Here is a 21,387-nt window from a genome sequence, read left to right on the forward strand (position 1 = left end):
GCTCATCTCAAGGTTTCCACCCGGGGACGGCGGTTCGGACTCCCGCGGCCGGGTTGTCGAGCCAGCCGGTGAGCTGGAATCCCTTGTGGCCGTGTGCGGAGTACTCGAAACGGATCGGAACGGGATTGGTTCCCTCGTAGATCGGGGTGACGTCGTACTGGACGACTTCGCCGCGCTGCACGGCCTTGTAGATCTCCCCTTCGATGAGGTCTCGCTGGTAGGGAGAGTTGGTGGGGTTCTGGGTCTGGGTGACAAGGTTGTGCTTGGCGGCATGGCCCTTGCCCGCGCCGCCGAGACGGTCTGCGAGGAGGTGTCCTCGTGCCTCGTTGAACGCGGTGCCGTGGCCTCGCCAGCCGGGCGGGGTGGTCTTTCCCGCCTCGGTTCCCTTGTTCAGCATCTCGGGACGGACGGACGCGGACACGCCGGTGGGGCGGCCCAGGTGGTCGAGCGGCTTGTACCTGACGCTGCCGCCCCAGGCGTAGTGGTCCTTGAGGCAGGGGCCGAGGCCCAGCGGATCGTACAGATCCAGCGGGTTGTCGACGTAGGCGACCGGGTTGGGAGCCGGCATCAGTCCCAGTGGGTCGGGGCTGATGTAGCGGGCGGTTTCCGGGTCGTAGTGCCGGAAGTAGTTGTAGTGCAGTCCGGTCTCGGGGTCGGCGTACTGGCCCGGGTGGCGCAGTGGCGTGTGCGCGATGGCGTGGGGACTGACCGCGGTGGTGCCCCAGACTGTGGCACGGGATTGCCATGCGATCGTGCCGTTCTCGTCGACGAGTTCGGTCGGGGTGCCGACGAGGTCCGAGACGATGGCGAAGAAGCGGGAGTCGACCTCGTCGTCGGACAAATGTTTGCGCTCGTACTGGACCAGCGGCCGGTATCCGTCGTAGTCCCAGGTGAGCGTGGTGCCGGTCGCGGGTGTCGTCTGCTCGGTGAGACGTGTGCCGTCCCAGGTGAACCGGGTCTCGTCGGTGATCTGTCCCGCCTCGTCGAGTCGATACTTGGCGGTTCGTCGCCCCAGTGGGTCGTAGACGTAGTGCCAGAGGGACCCGTCGGGAGTCGTGCACGAGGTGAGCCGGTTCTCGGCGTCCCAGGCGTACGTCCAGACGTCGGGCTTGCGCGACAGGCGTTTCTTGACCCGTTCGACCAAGCGCCCGGCCTGGTCGTAACGGTAATGGGTTCGTCCGGCCCGTATGACGCGCGTGCCGGCGTAGTCCCGCTCGCCGCGGGCTGCCGGGTCGGCGGCCCGTTCCGGCCACTGGGCGCTGACCTCGTTGCCCGAAGCGTCGTACGCATAGGTTTCCGTCCCGGAGGGCCTCACGACCTCAAGGGGTCGGCCGACGGGGTCCAGGCGGTAGGAGACGGTGCGCCCGGTGGTCTCCTCCCGCACTGAGGTGAGGTGATCGTCGGCCCGGTAGGTGTAACTGCGCGCCCGCACGTACTGGCCCGGGCCGGTGGTGAGTTGTTGGTGGGTGAGGCGGCCGACGGGGTCCCAGGCCGAAGCCAGTCGCAGGTCGCCGATGCCGCGGTGGGTCTCGCGTCCGAGGAGGTCGTAGCCGAAGGACAGCGTGTGCCGTTCGTCGAGGACCAGACTGCTGCGGTTGCCGATCTCGTTCCAGGCGGTGGAGGTTCGTGCACCGGTCGGGGTGGTGCGAGTGGTGCGTCGGCCCGCGGCGTCGTACCCCAGACCCAGTGTGGCGCCGTCCACGGTCTGGGTGAGCAGACGCCCCGCCACGTCGTAGGCGAACTCCAGGCTGCACTGCGGGCTTGCCGCGCTCACCAGGCGTGACGCGGCGTCGTAGGAGAACGTCGTTCGTCCGCCGTCCGCCGTCTTGGCTGTCAGACGGCCCGATTCGTCGAAGGTGTAGGAGACGCTCTGCCCGGCCGGGTTGGTGCGGGTGGCGAGTTGTCCCGCCGCGTCGTAGGTGTGGGTGGTGGTGCGATCGTCGAAGTCGGTCTCGGACGTCACGCGTCCGACCGCGTCGAACCGGTAGTCCCACGTGAGACCTGCGGGGTTGATGACCTGGACGAGCCGCTGCTCCGTGTCGTGCACAAAGGCGTACGTCTGCCCGTCCGGTGTCGTGCGCGAGGACAGCAGATCGAAGGGGCCGTACGTGCATCTCGTGATGCCGCCCAGCGGATCGGTGTGCCGCACGCAGTTGCCCTCACCGTCCCACTCCCACCTCTCGCTGGTGCCGTCGGCGGCGGTGCGCGTGACGAGCCTGCCTTCGGCGTCCCAGACGAACCGCGTCGTCTCACCGAGCGCGTCGGTCAGTTCGACGGGCTGCCCGAGCGGATCCCGGCGGTACACCGTGCGCGCCCCGCGAGCGTCTCCCACCGCCACTGGCAGGCCGGCCGTATTGTTCTCCAGCCGCAGGACCGCGCCGAGCGGGTCGGTCTGCGTCTCCAGCGCACCGGTGGAGTGGTAGGTGAAGCGGACGGTGGCGCCGTCCGGACCGGTCACCGCGGTGCGATTGCCCCGCGCATCGAACTCCTGCGTGCTCTCGGCGCCGTCCGGACCGAGCAGGGAGACCGGCAGGTGCTGGGCGTTGTGGACGATGCGGGTCACGGAACCGTCGGGAGCGGTCACGGACATCAGGTCGTTGTCGTCGCCCCATTCCCAGCGAGTCGTGCGGCCCAACGGGTCGGTCTGGGACAGCAACCGGTCGTAGCGGTCCCACTGCTGGACCGTGGTGTGGCCGAGTGGGTCCGAGATGACGATGATCTGGCCATGGCGATTGGCTGTATAGACCGTGACGTTGCCGAGCGAGTCCGTGTAGGTGACGGTGCTGGTGCCGTCACTCCGCGGTTCTCCGTATCCGACGGTGGAGTTGAGGATCCCGTCGGTGCCGCGTGTTTTGACTACCCGGCTGACGGCGTCATAGGTGTAGGCGAACTCGGTGCCATTGGAGTCCTGCCACCCGGTGATACGGCGAGCCTCGTCGTAGGAGAAGCGTGTGGGAGCGTCGACCGCGCTGCGAATCTCGGCCAGATTCCCAGTGTCGTCGTAGGCGAAGCCGCGCAGCCGCACCGGGACGCCGTCAACGACCGCTGCCAGAGCGGTGACCGCGCCCTGCTGCTCAGGATCTGTTTCGACCTGAACCCGATAGCCCCCGCTGTGTGTGACAGCGATGGGCACATCGCGCTCATCCCGCTCGATGGCGACGATATTGCCGTTCCGGTCCTCGATACCGACCAGCCACCACACGCCGTCCTGCGCCAGCGCGGGTTCGAAGTGTCGTATCAGGCCGGTGCGCGGATCCTGTGAGGTCAGGACGTAGCTCGTGCCCCGTGTGACATAGGTGAGGGGAACACGCACGCCCTCAGCGGGACCGACTCGGTCGCCGGGTATGTCAGGAAGCCGCGGATAGGCCAGGGCGGAACCGTCCTCGCGATACCACCAGTACCCGCCGAGCGCGGCATCCTTCTCCAGACGCTCATCGAGCGTGGCCGCCCACGAGGGCCCGAAGGAATGCCCGGCATCGTAGCCGGACAAGTAGGTACGGCGGAGCGTCAGTGGCAGGACGCCAGGCAGATCGACATCTACCTGAGTGAGTCCCATCTGGCCGGTGGCCATGTCGATCGGATCGTTGCACCATGACTTGGCCTGCAGTTCTCGTCCCTGCCGGGACAAGTCCGCCGAGTCGGCCTTCAGCCCGTCGGACCTACGGCCATCCACCTGTGGGCGGCCTCCTCCGTGTGAGCCGTCGCCGTCCTTCCTGCCCCCGGTGATCGCGCCGATCCTGCTGCCGACGTCGTGGTCCGTGCCCTTGTGGATACGAGAGGTGGCCCGGGCCCGATCAGGGACGGTTTCCGTGATGTGGTGGGCGATCTTCTTCAGGGCTTTTTCGGAGCCCTTGATCGCGCCGTGCAGCACGCTGTCGAATGCCTGGGTGAACGGGTCGCGGCCCTTGCTGCGGCCGAACGCGCCCTTGACCCGACCCAGCGGATCGGACGCGGCGGTGTGCAACTCCGTGCCGCGCCGGGAGACCTTGCCCGCGCCGGCCTCGAACTCGGTGTGGTCGATACGCGTGACCTTGCCCTCGCCGCTGCCCGCGGAGTCTCCTGCCGAGGCGAGGTGCATCCCGCCCCCACCGTGTTTGCCGCCGCCGCTGCCGTCGCCGGACGGCATGCGGAAGGCGCCGTCGGCTAGGTCGAGCACCATGTCCTCGACCATCGCCTCCAGTTTGGCGTTGACCGGCTCGGTCAGCTTGGCGATCACCTCGTCGACGATCCGGTCCACGGCCTCATCGACGACCCGCTTCACCACCTGCCGCATCGCCTGGATCTCGGCCGCGCCGAGCACGGCGGACAGACCGCCCGTCACCCACGCCAGGCCGATGGACAGGCCCACCGCTCCGGCCATGACCGCCAGTTCGGCCTCGGCCTTCGTCTTCATCCAGAAGATGATCTCGGCGAGCGCATCGCACGCGTCCGCGAACAGCCGGGACAGCTCGGGGAGTTTCTCCAGATGGCTGGCCTTGACCTGGTTCCAATGCTTCTCGAACGCGTCGACCGCCCAGCCTTCCGAGGAGGACAGGATCCGGGAGACCGCCAGGTGCGCGTCGCCACCATGGCCCTCGAACTTGTCCGCGAACTCCCGCATGGCATCCGCCATTTCGCGGTATTCATCCTCATCGACGTTCGGGAAACGTATCCCGATGAAGTCGAGAACCTCGTCCAGCCAGCCCGGGATCGTGTAGCCCATTCCCGTTCCTCTCCCCGTTGATCCGCACGCGCGTGCAGCTGTCATGTTCACGCGTTGCGTGAGCAACCATAGGTGAGGGGTGTGACGCAAGGGCAAGTGTGACCAGGCGCCATGCCCTCTCTGTCCGGTCACCGGCCACCGGCGCGGGCCGAGGTCGGAGCGACGCAGGTCACTGACCCACGCGGTGGAGTTGTTCGCTGTTCTGGTCAGACGGCCCTGCCGGCGGTCCTGGCTTGTTCCCCGCCGGGGAGGTCGTCGAGTGTCGGCGTGGACCGGGCCCCAGGTGTAGGTGCCGTGGTGGGTGCGGCAGACGTGCCGGCAGATTCCGGCGGAGGGGCAGGTGTTGTAGGTGGTTCTGTCGGGGAAGCGGGCCGCCCAGGCGGGAAGGGGCCAGTTCCATGTGAGTGCCCCGTCGGGTGGGGCGGCATGAAAGTCCTCAGTGGCAGGGTGTCTTTCGGGGCGGTCCAGGGCTCCGAGGGAGCCGGTCACCTGTCGGGTGACGCCGGCGAGCGGCAGCATGGAAGGCATCGCCGGTATGGCGGAAAACCTGCCTGGACAACGGGGCGGGGCTGTGCCTCGAATTGCCGAGGAGAGAGGGGAGCGGGATGGCCGCGAACGTGAGAACGCAGCCATCTTTCTGGGTGGCGCCCCCGGCAGGGGCCACAAAACATGGCTGGTCGTGTGTGCGGCGCCGATCTGCGTATCTGTGCCACGGTGGCGGTTGAGGGGCGGTTCCGGCTAGTGCCGTTCCCGCCGGGGGCGGTCTCGACGGTTGCCGTACCTGCGGGTATGACGAAGAAGGGTACTGCTCCGAGCTGATGCTTTCCTCGTGTTCGGCCGACACGGCGGATAACCCGGACACAGGCGAGATGTTGGTGTTCATGACCGTTGAGGAGAACGTGCGGTCACCACCGTCACCGAAGCCCGGTAGGCGGGGACCTCCGCCGTCCGTACATGTCTGGTACGTAGTCGTCGACGGGCTGGAGGGCGAGGAACTGGCACAGCGCCAGTTGAACGCGATCCGCGGCGCCTTGAAGTTCCTCGCGGATCAGGAACAAGCCGTCGGCCGTCCCCAAGACGACGAAGGGTGACGATGCGGCGATCGTAGCGTTCAGCGCCTGGCGGAATCCGCACGACCGAGGGTGGCCGACAGGGCAGGGACCACAGATCCTTGCCGTCCCGTGTCCCCGGTTGCGTGGGGACACGGGAGCTCGTTCTCTCAGCCGAGCTGGGTGAGGGTCGGGTTGCCGCCGGGAGCTGCCGCGTCGGCCGGGGGCAGGGCTGTGGCGTAGAGGCGGACGTCGCTGAGGCGGCCGTTCGCGTATTCGCCGTATGTGCCCAGGTAGAGGCGGCGGCCGAACTGGAGGGGGCCGGCGGCGTTCCAGGCCGTGCCGGTGTAGGTCTTGGTGGCGGACAGGTGGCCGTTGACGTAGAGGAGCAGCTGGCCGGCGTCGGCGTCGTAGACACCGACGAGGTGGGTCCATTTGCCCGCCACCGCCTTGGCGCCGTACGCGGCGGTGAACGCCGGGCCGGTGGTGTCGTCGTCGTGGCGGCCGAAGGCCCAGACGCCGGTGCCGGAGGAGTAGTACAGCTGGAAGCCGTTGGCCGCGCCGACGGACGGGTCGTCGGACTGGGAGACGAAGGTCGAGTTGGCACCCGAGAGGGAGTTCAGCCTGACCCAGGCCGAGACGGTGAAGCCGGCGCTGGTGTCGACCCCGGGGCCTGCTGTGGCGGCGTAGGCGGTGCTGCCGTTCAGGTTCAGGGCCGGGCCGCGGTCGGCGTCCGTGATCCAGGAGGCTCCGCCGGTCAGGGTGGCGGGCACGCCTCCGGTCGGGTCGGACGCGGTGGTTCCGCTGCCGTCGGCCAGGTTCCAGCGGTGGGCCGCCGTGTCCGTCACTGTGCCCAGCGAGACCGGGTCCGCGAAGCCGGCGGTCGTACCCGTCGGGGTGGCCCCCGGGTACTCGGTCAGCTGGCCGGCGGCGTCCGTGGCGTACAGGTCGGGCTTGCCGTCGGGGCCGCCGGCGGCGCTGTTGACGTCGCCGGGGGACGCCACGGTCGGGTAGTCGTGCCCCCGCAGGACCACGGACAGGGCCGTGGCGGGGTGTGCGTTCCAGCCCGTGGCGGCGCTGCTCGTCCAGTTCTGGGCGGCGGAGTTGTTGCAGGTGTAGAGGCGGACCTGGGTGCCGCCCGCCGTGCTCGCGCCCGGGTTGTCCACGCATTTGCCGGACCGGGGGTTGACCAGGCTGCCGGAGGTGCCGGTGGTCCACTTCTGGGAACCGCTGCCGTTGCACTTGTAGAGCTGGAGCAGGGTGCCGTTGTCGGTGCCTCCGTCGGTGGCGTCGAGGCACTTGCCGAGGACGCGCAGGGAGCCGTCGTCGTGCAGGACCCACTGCTGGGCCGCGCTGCTGTTGCACGTATAGATCTGGATCCTGGTGTGGTCGGCGGTGTGGGAGCCCGCGTCGTCCAGGCAGAGCGTGCCGCCGGAGGCGGTTTTCACGGCGGAGGTCAGCGCGGTGCGGACCGGGGCGTGCAGCAGTTTGGGCAGGGTGGTGGAGGCGTCGATGTCGATGGGGAAGGTGTAGACGGTGCCGGACGTGTCGTCGCGGGCCCACAGGGTGGGGGTGCCGCCGGTGACCTTGCCGTTTCCGTTGTCGTCCACGGTGAACGTGCCGCCGACGCGGCCGGGCGCGACCAGGGTCAGGCCGGACCAGTTGCCGTCGCCCAGCAGCCGCGGGTGGCCCAGGTGGTTGACGCCGTAGGTCTGGTAGAGCCAGAGCTTGTTGTTCTCCACCGTGATGACCGCGGGGTGGTCGGCGTTGCCGTACACGTCTCCGTCGACGACCAGTTGGGAGATGTTCCAGGGCTTGGACGGGTCGTAGCCCGCGTTCGCGCAGCGGTCGGCGGGTACGGCGTCGGTGGCCTCGCAGTTGTCCTTGGTGATGACGTCGTAGCGGCGGCCGACGAAGCCCGGATAGGTGGACCAGGGTGCGTGCGGGAAGGTGCCGTCGTCCTTGGGGTCGAGGTCGTTCTTCACCACGTACAGCTGCTGTGTCTTGCGGTTGTAGGCGAGCAGGTCGTCGTGGGTGTCGCCGTGCAGGTTGCCGCGGTGGGCGATCAGGTAGTCGCTCCAGGTGCCGGTGGGTGCGCCGGCGGCCGTCGAGGCGATCACCGGGCCCTTGACGGCGGGCGGTGTGCCGTCGACCGGGCCGGTCTGCGCGGGTGCGGGGGCCTGCGCGGGGTCGCTGTCGCCGGGGATCAGCTCCAGGTCACCGGTGCTGGTGGTGGCGAGCAGGTCGGGGCTGCCGTCGCCGGTGATGTCGCCGGGGGCGATCTTCGTCCGGGGGTTCCAGGGGGCGGTGAAGGTGTAACTCGCCGGGTTCTGGGAGAGGTTGCCGGCCCGGTCGACCGCGCCGACGTACAGGGTGTGCACGCCCCAGTCGGTGACCGGGACGGTGACCGTGCCGGAGGCGGTGGCGCCGCTGGTGGACGTCACCTTGACGGCGTGGCCGGTGGTGGCGGTGGGCTGGCTGTCGAGCTGCCACAGGAAGTGGTCGATGCCGCTGGCCTTGCAGCCGGCCGGGTCGCAGGTGTCGGCCGGGGTGTTGTCGGCGGCGGAGACGGCGAAGTCGGCGGTGACGCCACTGCCCGCGTAGGTGTCGCCGGCGCCGCTGCCGACCGGCGGGAAGTGCGGGTTGTCGGCGACCGTCGGGGTCTGCGGCGGGGTGAAGTCGGTGTCGAACCAGCAGTGGTCGCTGATCGCCGACTTCAGCTTGATGGAGGAGTTGTCCTGGGCGTAGACGTCCCAGCCGTACTCGTGGCCGTCCTTGAGGGTGAAGCCGATCGGTGCGTCGGCGTCCTGGCCGGAGGCGACCATGCCGCTGTCCGGTGTGCCCTTGTCCACGGGGTTTCCGGCGGAGTCCAGGTCGGTGCGGTCCCAGACGTGGTAGTGGGCCTCGGCGTGCTCACCGGAGATGTGGGTCGTGACGGTGGAGTGCAGCTGGATGTTGCTGCCCGCGTCGCTGTAGGTCGTCGCGCCGATCCAGCCGGTCGCCGTGCTGCCGGTGACGCAGTCGCCGTCCGCGCCCAGCGGCTTGGGCGTGGTGCGCGGTCTGGTGGGGACGTCCGGCGGGATGTCGAAGTTCGTCGTGAGCGTGAGGACCTGCGACATGCGCAGGTAGTCGAGGTTGGAGCTGCTCTTGGACTCGTTGCCGAACAGGCCGATGGTCCAGGTGCCCTTGTTGCCCTTGGCGATCTTCTGGATCTGGTCGTCGACGCGGAAGGAGGCGGTGCTGTTGGAGCAGTTGCTGTTGCCGTTGGCTCCGCTGGGGACGGTGGTCCTCACGGCCGGGTAGCCGTTGTCGTCGAGGGTGTCGGGCTGGTGGTTCCAGTCGGTGTTCTCGTTGATGGCGCCGGTGGTGTGCAGGGTGATCGGCTGGTCGTGGGAGCAGTCGACGCTGGCCGCGAAGGTGGTGCTGACCTTGACCTCGGCCTTGATGACGGTCATGGACGGGTCCAGGCCGGCCGTGTTGACCGCGTAGTACGACCGCTCCAGGCCGGACCCGCAGGCGCCGCCCCACTGCTGGTAGCCGACGCCCTCGCCGTTGGTCTGCGGCTTGTTGTACTGCGGTGCGTCGGAGCAGGCCGAACTGGAGTACACCTCGTCGAAGGCGCCGGACTTGCTGGTCACCGGGTTCTCGAACGGGTCGATGTAGACGGGGTAGTGCGTGTCGGGGTCGTCGAGCACCGAGGTGTCCGGGGCCAGGGTGAGGCCGTCCGCGGTGGTGGTCATCGGCACCTGGCCGACCTGTGCGCCAGGCCCGGGGCCGGCCGCGGAGGAGCTGGGGACGGGCGCCGGCTCGGCGGCGCGTGCTCGGACGAAGGCCGCGGGATTGACGGCCGCCGCGGTGTTCGCCGTGGCCGGCGTCGTTGTCGTGGTCGGCGTGGCTGTCGGCGCCGTCGTGCTGGAGTCCCACATCAGCGGTGGCGGGCTGGTGTACGACACCGAGCCGTCCGGCGCCTTCGCCGTCATACCGCCCGCCGAAGTGGCCGCGATATCAAGGCCGTTGGTGTCCGTCGCCACCGCCAGCCTGCGCACACGAGGGTCGGCCGCGGCTCTGGCGTCGTGCACGACCAGCACATCGCTGAAGCCGCCCTGGTCCGTCACCGACACCGACAGGTCGACCCCGGGCAGCACCGACGGGTACAGCGCCGTGGCCCCGCTGACCTGCGGCGCGGGCAGCGTGAACGGCATGGTCAGGCTCATGCTGTGCCCGGCCGGATCGGTGAGTGTGGCCAGCGGGCCGCTGCCGCCGCCGGACAGGCGTACGCCGCTGGGCGTGGCCCTGGGGGAGTAGCCGCCGTCGGAGTTGCCGGTGAGCGTGGCGTCGACCGGCACCCACGCGCCGTCCTGCCGCACCCGCGCCGGCAGGACGGACGAGGTCGTGGTGAAGGAGCCGTCCGGCTCGGCGGTCACCGTGTCGGTCTCGCTGGTCAGGGCGTCGACCGGTACGGACGTGCCGTCGGCGACCGCTCGTGCCTGTGCGGCGAGCAACGGGTCGGAGGTATCGGCGGGATCGCCGGCGGCGACCGCACCGGCCGGGACGGCGAGCGCGCTCAGCAGCACGGCGGCCACCGGGAGCAGCGCGAGTCTGCGGGTGGATGACGGCAGCACGGAACAACCCCTTTGCGCGACGGACAAGGCAGACGCGAGATCTGCGACCATCCGTGCCCGTGATGCTCGCTCCCCCGGGCACAAAACGTACACAGGAAAAGACAAAAGCAGTCACAGGATTGTCATGCCATTGGCAAAGAGTATTGAGGTTTGCCCCAGGTCGTTCCTAGCCTCCCAACCTGGATCACGCCGACCACGTGACCTTTCAGTCAACGGACCGCCAAATGCGGTCCATACGGGGGTATTTCTCACATGGGTGTGCGAAGAACGCTGACGCTGGTCTCCGCGCTGCTGGCGACGATGGCGCTGCTGGTGACGGGCGCTGTCGCGCAGAACCGCGTCGGGCCGTACGTCTTCCACGGCGACTTCTGGAAGCCGAAGCCGCTGCCGGCGACGTCGGCCGTGGGAGGCCACGAGCTGGGCCGTCCGAAGACGGTCCGCCCCCGTGGTTTCCGTCCGCTGACCCGCTACAAGGAGGCGGCCGAGCCCGCCTGGCCGCACGCCGGTTCACGGACGGTGGCCCTGGGCCGCAAGCCGGTGAAGGCGGGTTCGCTGCCGGTGTGGCTGACGTCGGCGGGCAAGGCCTCCTCCACCCCCGTCCGCGTCCAACTCGCCTCCCGCACCCAGGCGTTGCGGGCGGGTGCCGACACCGGGCTGCTGGTCGGGCTCGGTCGCACCAAGTCCCCTGCCGCCAAGGTCGGCGTGGTCGTCGACTACTCCTCCGTCGCCAAGGCCTTCGGCGGCGGCTACGGCTCCCGCCTCACCCTCACCCGCCTTCCGGCCTGCGCCCTGACGACGCCCGAGCGCGCCGACTGCCGTACCCGCACCCCCCTGAAGTCCGTCAACCGGGCCACCGCGAATCAGCTCACCGCGACCACCACCGCGGACTCGGCGATCGCCGTCACCTCCGGCAGCCGGGGTTCGCAGGGCGACTACTCGGCCACCTCGCTGACGCCGGAGGGGAGTTGGCAGGCCACGGGCACCGGCGCGTACACCTACTCCTACCCGATCGACATGCCGGCCGGCGTCGGGGACACCGGCCCCTCGGTCGCCCTGTCGTACGACTCGCAGTCCGTGGACGGCGAGACCTCGGCCCGCAACTCGCAGGCCTCGTGGATCGGTGACGGCTGGAGCTACCAGCCCGGCTTCGTCGAGCGGCAGTACCGCTCCTGCGGCTCCCTCCTCGACTCCGGCGGCAAGAAGCTCCTCAAGGGCTCGGGCGACGAGTGCTGGAGCGGGGGGAACGCCACCGTCTCCTTCGGCTCGCACTCCGGTGTTCTCGTCCCGACCGCGAACTCCGGAGTCCCGGGCGAGATCCGCGAGTTCAGGCTCCAGGGCGACGACGGCACCGTCGTCCAGGAACTGTCCGGCGCTGTCAACGGACTGCACGACGGCACCTACTTCCGCGTCCTGACCACGGACGGCACCGCCGCCTACTTCGGCGCCGACCACGCGCCGAACGCCCCGGGCACCAAGGGCTCGGCCTCCGGTGGCTTCGACGACTCCACGCACGCCGCGTGGGGCCTGCCGGTGCTGCACCCCCGCTCCTCCGACCCCTGCCACAGCGACACCGACGGCAAGAAGTCCCGCTGCGACAAGCCCGAGGGCTGGCGCTGGAACCTCGACTTCGTCGTCTCGCCCAGCGGCTTCGTGCAGCGCTACGACTACGCGGCCGAGACCGGCTGGTACGACCTCGGCGGCGGCCAGGCGGCGGCCACCGACGACAAGGACGACACCGGCACCCTCACCTCCTACACCCGCGGCGGCACCCTCACCTCCATCTCGTACGGCTACACCCTGGACGACGAGCAGACCGGCCGCACCCCCTCCGCGCAGGTGGCCTTCACCTCCAGGCAGCGCTGCCAGACGACGTCCTCCTTCACCGACTGCTCGGCGGGCAACCTCGACGACAACACGGCCCCGCACTGGCCGGACGTCCCCTGGGACCTGCACTGCGATGCGACCGACAAGACCAAGCTGCCCGACGGCGCCACCAAGGTGCCCACGGACGTGTGCATCGTGTCGTCGCCGACCTTCTGGTCCACGACCCGCCTGGACGCCATCACCACCGAGGTCCACGTCAAGGACGGCGCCACCGACAAGCTCGTCCCGGTCGACTCCTACACCCTCGGGCAGGTCTACTCCGACGCGGGCGGCACGGTCGACCCCGTCACCGGCACCACCGTCGACCCCAAGGACGCGGGCTCGCTCCAAGCCGTGATGTGGCTCCAGTCCATCCGCCACACCGGCCAGGACACCTACGGCAACGGCAACAAGGACATCGCCCTCAACCAGGTCTCCTTCACCGGCACCGAGATCGACAACCGGGTCGACGACGACTCCCCGTCCGCACCCCCGCTGTACCGGCCGCGCATCTCCAACGTCCAGACCGAGACCGGTGAGTCGATCACCGTCGAGTACAACCAGAACCCGTGCGCGGGCAAACCGCTCGACATCAAGTCGGCCGACTCCAACACCGACTCCTGCTATCCCGTGTACTGGACGGTGCCCGGCGCCTCCAAGCCGATCGCCGACTGGTTCAACAAGACGACCGTCCACAGCGTCACCGTCGCCGACCTGACCATCGCAGCCCAGTACAACCCGAACTCCTCGAAGATCCCCGCGGGTTCCGAGGCACACGTCTCCACCTACGCCTACTCCGGCGCCGCCTGGCACCGCGACGACTCCGACCAGACGGACGACCAGTACCGCACCTGGGACCAGTTCCGGGGCTTCCGCAACGTCACCGTGCGCACCGGCAAGGCGCCCGAGCCGGTCACCCAGCAGACGACCACCTATCTCCAGGGCATGGACGGCGACTACAAGGCCGACGGCTCCCGCCGCTCGGTCAGCGTGGACGCCACGGCCGGCGGCAAGACCGTCGAGAAGGTCACCGACGACGACCGACTCGCCGGAACGGCACTCCAGTCGGACACCTACACCGCCTCCGGCGGCACGGTGGACGCCACCACCGTCAACGGCCCCTTCGACTTCACCACCACCGCGCACGCCGACCGCACCTCATGGACGGCCTGGACCCAGGAGGACCACCCCGGCGAGACCAAGCCGGACAAGGCCACCCTCCCCGACCTCACCGCCCACCGGATCAAGTCCACCCAGACGCACGGCTACTCCCTCCTCGCGGACGGCAGTTGGCGGCACACCCGCACCGACACGGCGTACGACGACCAGGGCCGGGTGCAGTCGGTGGACGCGCACGGCGACGTCTCCGTGGCCGCACAGGAGAAGTGCACCACGACCGGCTACGCCGCACCGGCCGCCGACACCATGCTGCTCGGCTACCCGGACCGCATCACCACGGTCTCCGGTCCCTGCGGCACCAAGCCGGGCACCGACACCCTGCTCTCCGACAAGAAGATCTACTACGACGGAGACGGCTCGGTCACCGATCTCGGCTCCTACGGCACGATCGGCGTCCCGCGCGTCACCGGCACCCAGATCGCCACCGGCTTCGCCGCCGACGGCACCGAGAACTGGCGCACCACCAGCGGCATCTCCTACGACGGCGCGGGCCGCGTCACCGACGCCCTCGACACCACGGGCAAGGGCACCCACACCGACTACCTGCCCCAGTGGAGCAGCACGGGCGGCAACACCAACCCGACCAGCATCGTCTCCACCAACCAGAAGCAGTGGAAGGTCACCTCCACCCTCGACCGACTGCGCGGCCTGCCGCTGGAGAACACCGACGCCAACAACCGCGTCACCGACATCACCTACGACGCCCTCGGCCGCCGCACCGCCGTGTGGCTGCCCGGACGCGACAAGGCGACGCAGAGCGCGGACACGACGTTCGCGTACTCCCTCAACCCCGGCGCGGTGCCCGCCCCCGGCGGCACCATCACGCAGCCGGGCGACCCGACGTCCGTCACCACGCGCACCCTGCGCGAGGACGGCACCTACGCGACGTCGGTCAGCATCTACGACGGGATGCTCCAGCCCCGCCAGGTCCAGACGACCGCCGACGGCGACTCCGACTCCGGGCGGATCATCTCCGACACGTTCTACGACTCCCACGGCTGGCCGAGCGCCTCCTACGCCCCCTACTCCGAGCCGGGCCACTCCCCGTCGGCCACCCTGTACGCGGCCAACGAGAACGAGATCCCGGCGGAGACCACGACCGCGTACGACGGCCAGGGCCGCGCCACCGGGAGCACCCTGTGGCATCAGGCGGTCAAGCAGTGGAGCACCGCCACCGCCTACCCCGGCGCCGACGAGACCGACACCACTCCGCCGGCCGGCGGCCCCTCCACCGCGAGCTTCACCAACGCCCTGGGCCAGACGGTGAAGTCGGTGGTGAAGAACACCGGCGCCACCGTCACCCTCAAGGGCGGCAGCGTCATCCCCTCCGGCACCTCACTGACGTCCAGCAGCGTGCGCCTGACGATGCAGGCCGACGGCAATCTGGTCCTGACCGCGCTCGCCAGCGGCAAGAGCGTCTGGTCCAGCGGCACGGCCGGAAACCCGGGCGCCTACGCCGAGTTCGGCACCGACGGCAACCTCACCGTCCGCACCGCCTCCGGCACCTCCAAGTGGAGCACCGGCCTCACCGCGACCACCGGCGCCACCCTCCAGATCCGCAACGACTCCACCCTCGCCGTGACCGGCGGCGACGGCGGCACGGTGCTGTGGAAGCAGGGCACCGCGGGCGCGGCCCCGGCAGCCGACGCCACCACCCGCTACACCTACACCCCGGCAGGGCAGCCCGACTTGGTCAGCGACAGCGCGGGCAACACCTGGTCGTACAAGTACGACCTGCTCGGCGAGAAGACCTCCCAGACCGACCCCGACACGGGCACGACGTCCTTCGACAAGTACGACGTGCTCGGCAACCTGCTCCAGACCACCGACCCGCGCGGCCGGACGCTGTCGTACACCTACGACTGGGACAACCGCGTCACCGCCGAGTACGCCGCCCCCTGGTCCGCCACCCCCGACCCGGCCAGACAGCTCACCTCACGGGCGTACGACACCCTCGCCAAGGGCTACCCGACGTCCTCGACCCGCTATGTCGGCGGCACCGGCGGCAGCGCGTACACCGAGGCGGTCACCGGCTACAACACGGCCTACCAGCCGCTCGGTTCGACCCTGACGATCCCCGCCGCCGACGGCTTCCCGGGCACGCCCGGCAAGGACAGCGGCACGACCACCTACACCCTGACCTCCACCTACACCCCCAACGTCGGCCTGCTGGCGACGACCCAGTACCGGGCCGACGGCGGCCTGCCGGCCGAGCGCATCGGCTTCGGCTACACGGTGCAGGGCGCACTGGACGGCTTCGGCGGGGACATCAGCCCCTCCAACACACCTTCCTACCTGGACGGCACGGTCCACGACCCCTTCGGCCGGGTCCTCCAGGCCAACTACGGCCCCGTCGGCAAGGAACTGGCGACCTTCGCCCAGTACGACGCGACGACCGGCCGCACCACACAGACCAGCAGCATGACGCAGACGTCGGCCACGGCCCTGGACGTCGTCAACTACCGCTACAACCAGGCCGGCGAACTCACCGCCGCCGACGACCTGCAGAACAACACCACCCACGACACCCAGTGCTTCACCTACGACTCCTTCCAGCGGCTGACCGCCGCCTGGACGGACACCGCCGGCATCACCGGCACCGGCAGCGCTCCGGTGGGAGCGGTCGGCGGCTGCGCCACGGCCTCCGTACAGACCAGCGCGGCGCCGGTGAAGACGAAGACGGTGGGCGGACCCGCCCCGTACTGGCAGTCGTACACCTACGACCTGCTCGGCGACCGCACCGGGATGGTCGACCACGACACGACCGGCAACGCGGCGGCCGACACCACCCAGTCGACGTCGTACCCGGGCGCGGACGGCACAGCGCTCGCCACCCACCCCAACCAGGCGGGCGCCACGACGACCAGCAACCCGGGCACGGGCACGGCGACACAGACCCCGTCGTACACGGACACGGCCGGCAAGAACGCCGGCAACACCGTCAGCCGGGCCACCAAGACGACGGGCCCGCTCACCACCGGCTTCGCCCTCACCGGCGGCGGCAAGCTGTGCGTCGAGGAGACCGGGTCGGGCGCCAAGGCCGAGATCAACACCTGCAACTCGTCCTCCGCCGCCCAGAAGTGGACGATCGACACCGACGGCACGGTGAAGGCGGCCGGGCTGTGCCTGGACACCGCGGGCAACGCGACGGTCTCCGGCACCGGCGTCGTCGCGGAGACCTGCTCCTCGGACGCCACCCAGAAGTGGCGGACGACGTCGACCGGCACGCTCGTCAACGCGGCCAAGAGCACCCTGTGCCTGACCGACCCGAGCGCCAGCGCGACCAAGGGCACCCAGCTGACAGCCACCACCTGCGGCGGCAAGGGCCAGACGTGGTCGACGACCACGACCGGGGCACTGCCGGCGGGCCAGACGCAGACGTTCACCTACGACGACGAGGGCCGCACGGCGACGGTCTCCACGCCGTCCGGCACGACGGCCCGCACCAGCAAGTACCTGTACGACGCCGACGGCAACCTGCTGGAGCAGACGGCGTCGACGGGCGGCACCGACAAGACCCGCGTCCTCTATCTCTTCGGCGGCGCCGAGCAGTTGACGCTGGACGTCGCCGCGAAGACCTGCACGGGTCTGCGGTACTACGCGGGCCCGGACGGCACGCGGGTCACCCGCACCAGCTCGGGCTCCGTCACCTACCAAGTGGCCACGTCCCAGGGCACGGCGACGACCGCCGTCGACGCCTCCACCCTGGCCGTCACCCGCCGGTACTACGACCCGTACGGCAACCCGCGCGGCACGTCGCCGACGTCGTGGGTGTCGGCGGACGAGAACCACGGGTACCTGGGCAAGCCGACCGACTCGGTGAGCGGGCTGGATCTGCTGGGGGCGCGGAACTACGACCCGACGCTGGGGCGGTTCCTGACGGCCGACCCGGTGTTCCAGGCGGGCGACCCCAACCAGATGGGCGGGTACACGTACGCGGCGGACAACCCGGCCAGCAGCTCCGACCCGACGGGATACGACGACTGGTACAACGACCCGTCGATGAACAAGTGCGTCGTCGACTGCGGCTCCTCCACGTCTTCCCCGTCACCGGCGCCCGCACCCACCGGTACTTCCAGCGGTGGCGGCGGTGGTGGTGGCGGTGGCGGAGGAGGGGGCTGCCACGGCTTCTGGGGCTGTGCCGGGCACTACGTGGAGAAGGCCGCCCCCTATGTCGCCGCCGGCGCCGTGATCACGGTCGTCGTGATCGGAGCGACCGGCTGCACGGTCGAATCCGGCGGTCTGCTCGGTGCTGCGTGCATCGAAGGCGGTACGGCCGCCGCGGTCGCCGCCTGCGGCGCCCTCGTGGGCGACTGCGGCCCCGGTCCCGGCGGCGAACCCCTCAGCGAGGACACGGCCGAGGACACGCCCCGCACGGGCGAGGCGAACGCCGCAGCCAAGGCGGGCGCCGCTCCCGAGGCGATCAACGAGGCGGCGGCCGACGCGCGTGACCTGGTCGCGGCGAAGCGGGCGAATGCGCAGGCGCGGGCGGAGGAGGCGGACGCCGGGGCGGCCAAGGCCAGTGAGCCGACGACCGGGGCGTCGGGCACCAAGCCGGTGAGCGCCGACCGGGACGCGGTCGACGAGTCACTGCGGACCGCCGTTCATAAGAAATACAAGGAGATCACGACGCAGGGCAGTGACCACTACCAGACCAACAGAGAGCGGGGACCTGTACTCACCGGCGCCATGGACAGCGTGACGGGTGAGATCACTTACGGTCAGAACACCGGAATTCCCAGCCCCCTGCACCCCATCCTCCAAGACCGCATCGACAACTTCGAGGGCGAGGGCGCGGACTTCAAGGGAGTGCCCGGGAGCCACTCCGAGATAAATGCCCTGAACGAAGGAATGCTGGCTCGTCCCGGCGCCACCCTCGAAGAGTTCACTGTCTACAATGTGCGGCTCAAGGGCGTTCAGAAGGGGCAGCGCATCATCCGGTGTGACAACTGCCAGCAGATTACGGACGGGGTGCGGGAAATTGAATGAGGTTCCTGACGACGACCTCGATTTCGACGAGGATCTGATCTATACGTACCGGGGTGAGCTGTTCACAGGGATCGGATACGAGGAGTCGGACGGTCGGCGGATCTCTGAGATTCATTATGTGAACGGCAGGCAGGAGGGCGTCTCCCGCGATTGGCATGCGGACGGGAGCCTTTGCGAGGAGACCGCCTACCGTCAGAACGTCTTGCACGGGAGGCGTGTCCGCTACGACACCGAGGGGCATGTGCTGCTAGAGGAGGAGTACGAGTACGGAATTCTGCTGTCCAAGGTCGAGCGCGACGTCGAAGGGGGAGTAATCGGTGTCTTCGAGTTGAAGCCCGGAGATCCGCTGTGGAAGACCCTGGCAGAATTCCGGGAACGCTTCAAATGGTGATCCTGTGACCTTGAAAGCGTTGGTGTTTTTCGGCTCCGGAACTCGGCGACCCTGCCTCCGTGTTCGACGCCCGAAGCTCCGCGGTCAAGGATGACCGACGTGGAGATCGGCCAGCACGGCTGGTCGGCGCTTGAGCGGCGGATGTGGGAAGTCGGCCGCGCATCTCGCCTCGGTGCTGATGGCGGCGTTCACGGGCGAACTCTCCCTGGAGTCGAGGTTCGTGTGCCTGGATCTGCTCGGCGGGCTGGTGTTCAACGACGGTGAGTACTCGGAGAAGAGGTGCCAGGAAATCGCCAGGCAGGGGCTGTGGCTGCTGTACCGGGATCTGTGGTCGGTGCTCTGCCTGGCATTGTCGCCCATGCCTTCTACGTGCTGACGGCGATCGAGACGGACGAGTCCAGGCTCCGCGCGTACCGGGACTCGGGCTGGGCCAAACTGCCTGACTATCTACTCGATTGACGATTCGGACGTTGATGGGTCTCGCGCGTGCGGAGTTGGGGTGGCGCGACTGGGATGCGATCCGGTGCGGGTGCGGACGAGCCGCCGGGCATCTGATCGCCACCCTGGAGACGATCCTCGCCGGGGGCGCCTCCGGTGCCGTGCGGAGTCTGGACGATCACGTACTCATCCAGTCCGTTCTGATGCCTCCGGCGCCGGCTGTCTGCGCGGTTGTCATGGCGCATCTGGCGGATGGCGTGGCGGCAGCGCAGGAGCAGGAGATCCTGTGGCTGCTGCTGGCTCTGATCGGGGGTGAGGTGAACGGTGACTCAGTCGAGGCCAGTCTTCAGATGCGCTGCGTGGAGACGGTCCGCGACGGGTTGTGGCTGGTCTACCGGGCGTATCTCGACGCCGGCGGTCCCGTGGCCAAGGGATACGCCGATGATGTGCTGGACATCGTGGAGTGGGATCCGGTGCGGCTGGAGCACTACCGGGCCCGGTGAAGGAGCCGGACATGGGATTGATCGATGCGGAGATCGGTCGCCCTGACCGGTCGGCACTCGAATGCGGGGGCGGAAGCCGGCCGCGCACCTCGCCGACGAGGCTACGGCTTGCGTCCCGCGAAGGAGTGGGGAGCACCGTTGCCCGGGCACGTGCGCAGAGTTGAGCAGGGCAGAAGACGCCGCCACGGACCGGTCATGTCCTGGGTGCCCCACCCAGGACACACAGGCGAGGGCCCCGCTGGCAGGCAACATTGCCTGCTGATCTACGGCGATGCCCAGGTGGCGTTGATCATGGGTTGGCGCCCCCGGCAGGACTCGAACCTGCGGCCAAGCGCTTAGAAGGCGCCTGCTCTATCCACTGAGCTACGGGGGCCGGGTGGTCGGCGGTGTGCCGGGACCGGGGAAGGGTCTCGGGACGTGCCGGGACAAGGATAGGGCTCCGGGTTCCTTGTCCTGGTTGCTTCCCCTCCGTGGCTCGATGTGGAGGTTCGGTGAAGCGGTCCTGATAATCGCAGGCAGGTGCGAATCGTGCATCGCTTTTGGTGCCTCGGGCCCCGGGTGTTGTGCACTCGTTATGCCTGGCGCGTGGCCTTGTCCCGCTCGCCCCTTCCGTCCCTTGTGTCCAGTCGGCGCGCAGGCGCGCTTATATGCTTCAGAAATCCCCTAAAATTGGGCATTCTTCGCATGTGGTGACCTTGGACGTACGGCCTCAACTGCTCGACGCACTCTCCGCCCTGCGCGACCGTGTCGCCGCCGCACGCTTCCCGCTGCCCCTGGCGGGGGCGCCACGCGCGCGTGCCAACCGCGACGAACTCCTCGCCCAGCTCGACGACTACCTGGTGCCCCGGCTGAGAGCCCCCGAAGCCCCGCTCCTCGCGGTCGTCGGCGGCTCCACCGGCGCCGGCAAGTCCACCCTCGTCAACTCCCTCGTCGGGCACCGCGTCAGCGAGGCGGGGGTGCTGCGCCCGACCACCCGCACCCCCGTACTCGTCTGCCACCCGGAGGACCATCACTGGTTCAGCGGCATGCGCGTCCTGCCGGGCCTCACGCGCGCGTGGGTGCCCCACCAGGACCCCGCCGACGACCTCGTCCCCGGCGAGGACGGCCGCCACGTCCTGCGCGTCGAGACCACCGACACCCTCCCCGCAGGCCTCGCCCTCCTCGACGCCCCGGACATCGACTCCCTCGTCGCCGACAACCGCTCCCTCGCGGCCCAGCTCATCTGCGCCGCCGACGTCTGGATCATGGTCACGACCGCCGCCCGCTACGCCGACGCCGTCCCCTGGCACCTCCTGCGCACCGCCAAGGAGTACGACGCGACGCTGGTGACCGTCCTCGACCGCGTCCCCCACCAGGTCGTCTCCGAGGTCTCCCGCCAGTACGGCGCCCTCCTCGCCAAAGCCGGCCTCGGCGAGGTGCCCCGCTTCACCGTCCCGGAACTCCCCGAGTCGGCCTGGGGCGGCGGACTGCTGCCCGCCACCGCCGTCGCCCCCCTGCGCACCTGGCTCGTCCACCACGCGCAGGACCCCGGCGCCCGCCACCGCGCGATGAGGGGGAGCAGGGGCGCGGCGAGGTAGATGTTCGCGGCGGTGACGGCCGTGCAGAGGGCGATCAGCGGCAGCAGGAACCGCGCGTTGCGCGGGGGCGCCTC

7 protein-coding genes, 1 tRNA gene and 1 pseudogene are annotated in these 21,387 nt (G+C 69.5%); 6 read left to right on the forward strand and 3 right to left on the reverse strand.

The window, feature by feature from the left end; genetic code table 11:
* Window positions 1–7: 7 nt before the first annotated feature.
* The gene (locus ACVNF4_RS08350; protein ID WP_461802052.1) at window positions 8–4,702 is read right to left on the reverse strand and encodes an RHS repeat-associated core domain-containing protein; all 4,695 of its coding nucleotides are present in this window, start codon (window positions 4,700–4,702) and stop codon (window positions 8–10) included.
* An 881-nt stretch (window positions 4,703–5,583) separates the two neighbouring features.
* Between ACVNF4_RS08350 and ACVNF4_RS08355 the strand changes: the two genes are divergently transcribed.
* Window positions 5,584–5,793, forward strand: a complete 210-nt coding sequence (locus ACVNF4_RS08355; protein ID WP_461802053.1) for a hypothetical protein — start codon at window positions 5,584–5,586, stop codon at window positions 5,791–5,793.
* Between the two features lie 128 nt (window positions 5,794–5,921).
* Here the strand turns inward: ACVNF4_RS08355 and ACVNF4_RS08360 are convergent, their stop codons facing one another.
* Window positions 5,922–10,373, reverse strand: coding sequence for a LamG-like jellyroll fold domain-containing protein (locus ACVNF4_RS08360; RefSeq protein WP_461802054.1), 4,452 nt, complete (start codon window positions 10,371–10,373; stop codon window positions 5,922–5,924).
* Window positions 10,374–10,625: 252 nt separating this feature from the next.
* On the opposite strand from ACVNF4_RS08360, the gene ACVNF4_RS08365 reads away from it, so the two are divergent.
* The 4 genes from ACVNF4_RS08365 (at window position 10,626) to ACVNF4_RS08380 (ending at window position 19,736) form a co-directional block, all read left to right on the forward strand.
* The gene (locus ACVNF4_RS08365; protein ID WP_461802055.1) at window positions 10,626–18,404 is read left to right on the forward strand and encodes a ricin-type beta-trefoil lectin domain protein; all 7,779 of its coding nucleotides are present in this window, start codon (window positions 10,626–10,628) and stop codon (window positions 18,402–18,404) included.
* Window positions 18,397–18,795, forward strand: a complete 399-nt coding sequence (locus ACVNF4_RS08370) for a toxin-antitoxin system YwqK family antitoxin (protein WP_461802056.1) — start codon at window positions 18,397–18,399, stop codon at window positions 18,793–18,795. The genes ACVNF4_RS08365 and ACVNF4_RS08370 overlap by 8 nt, the downstream gene beginning before the upstream one ends.
* A gap of 130 nt (window positions 18,796–18,925) precedes the next feature.
* The gene (locus tag ACVNF4_RS08375; protein WP_461802057.1) at window positions 18,926–19,171 is read left to right on the forward strand and encodes a hypothetical protein; all 246 of its coding nucleotides are present in this window, start codon (window positions 18,926–18,928) and stop codon (window positions 19,169–19,171) included.
* Window positions 19,172–19,268: 97 nt separating this feature from the next.
* Complete coding sequence (locus tag ACVNF4_RS08380) at window positions 19,269–19,736, forward strand: hypothetical protein (RefSeq protein WP_461802058.1); 468 nt, start codon at window positions 19,269–19,271, stop codon at window positions 19,734–19,736.
* 297 nt (window positions 19,737–20,033) lie between these two features.
* On the opposite strand, the gene ACVNF4_RS08385 is transcribed toward ACVNF4_RS08380, so the two are convergent.
* Window positions 20,034–20,109 (reverse strand) — tRNA-Arg (locus tag ACVNF4_RS08385).
* 313 nt (window positions 20,110–20,422) lie between these two features.
* Between ACVNF4_RS08385 and ACVNF4_RS08390 the strand changes: the two are divergent.
* Window positions 20,423–21,286: pseudogene (locus tag ACVNF4_RS08390) on the forward strand (dynamin family protein); the annotation flags it as partial.
* Between the last annotated feature and the right edge of the window lie 101 nt (window positions 21,287–21,387).

The sequence above is a fragment of the Streptomyces sp. S6 genome (assembly GCF_054880855.1).

Coding starts and splice junctions, on each gene's coding strand:
- ACVNF4_RS08350 (WP_461802052.1), bottom strand. CDS start 4,702: ATGGGCTACACGATCCCGGGCTGGCTGGACGAGGTTCTCGACTTCATC.
- ACVNF4_RS08380 (WP_461802058.1), top strand. CDS start 19,269: ATGGGTCTCGCGCGTGCGGAGTTGGGGTGGCGCGACTGGGATGCGATC.
- ACVNF4_RS08355 (WP_461802053.1), top strand. CDS start 5,584: ATGACCGTTGAGGAGAACGTGCGGTCACCACCGTCACCGAAGCCCGGT.
- ACVNF4_RS08365 (WP_461802055.1), top strand. CDS start 10,626: ATGGGTGTGCGAAGAACGCTGACGCTGGTCTCCGCGCTGCTGGCGACG.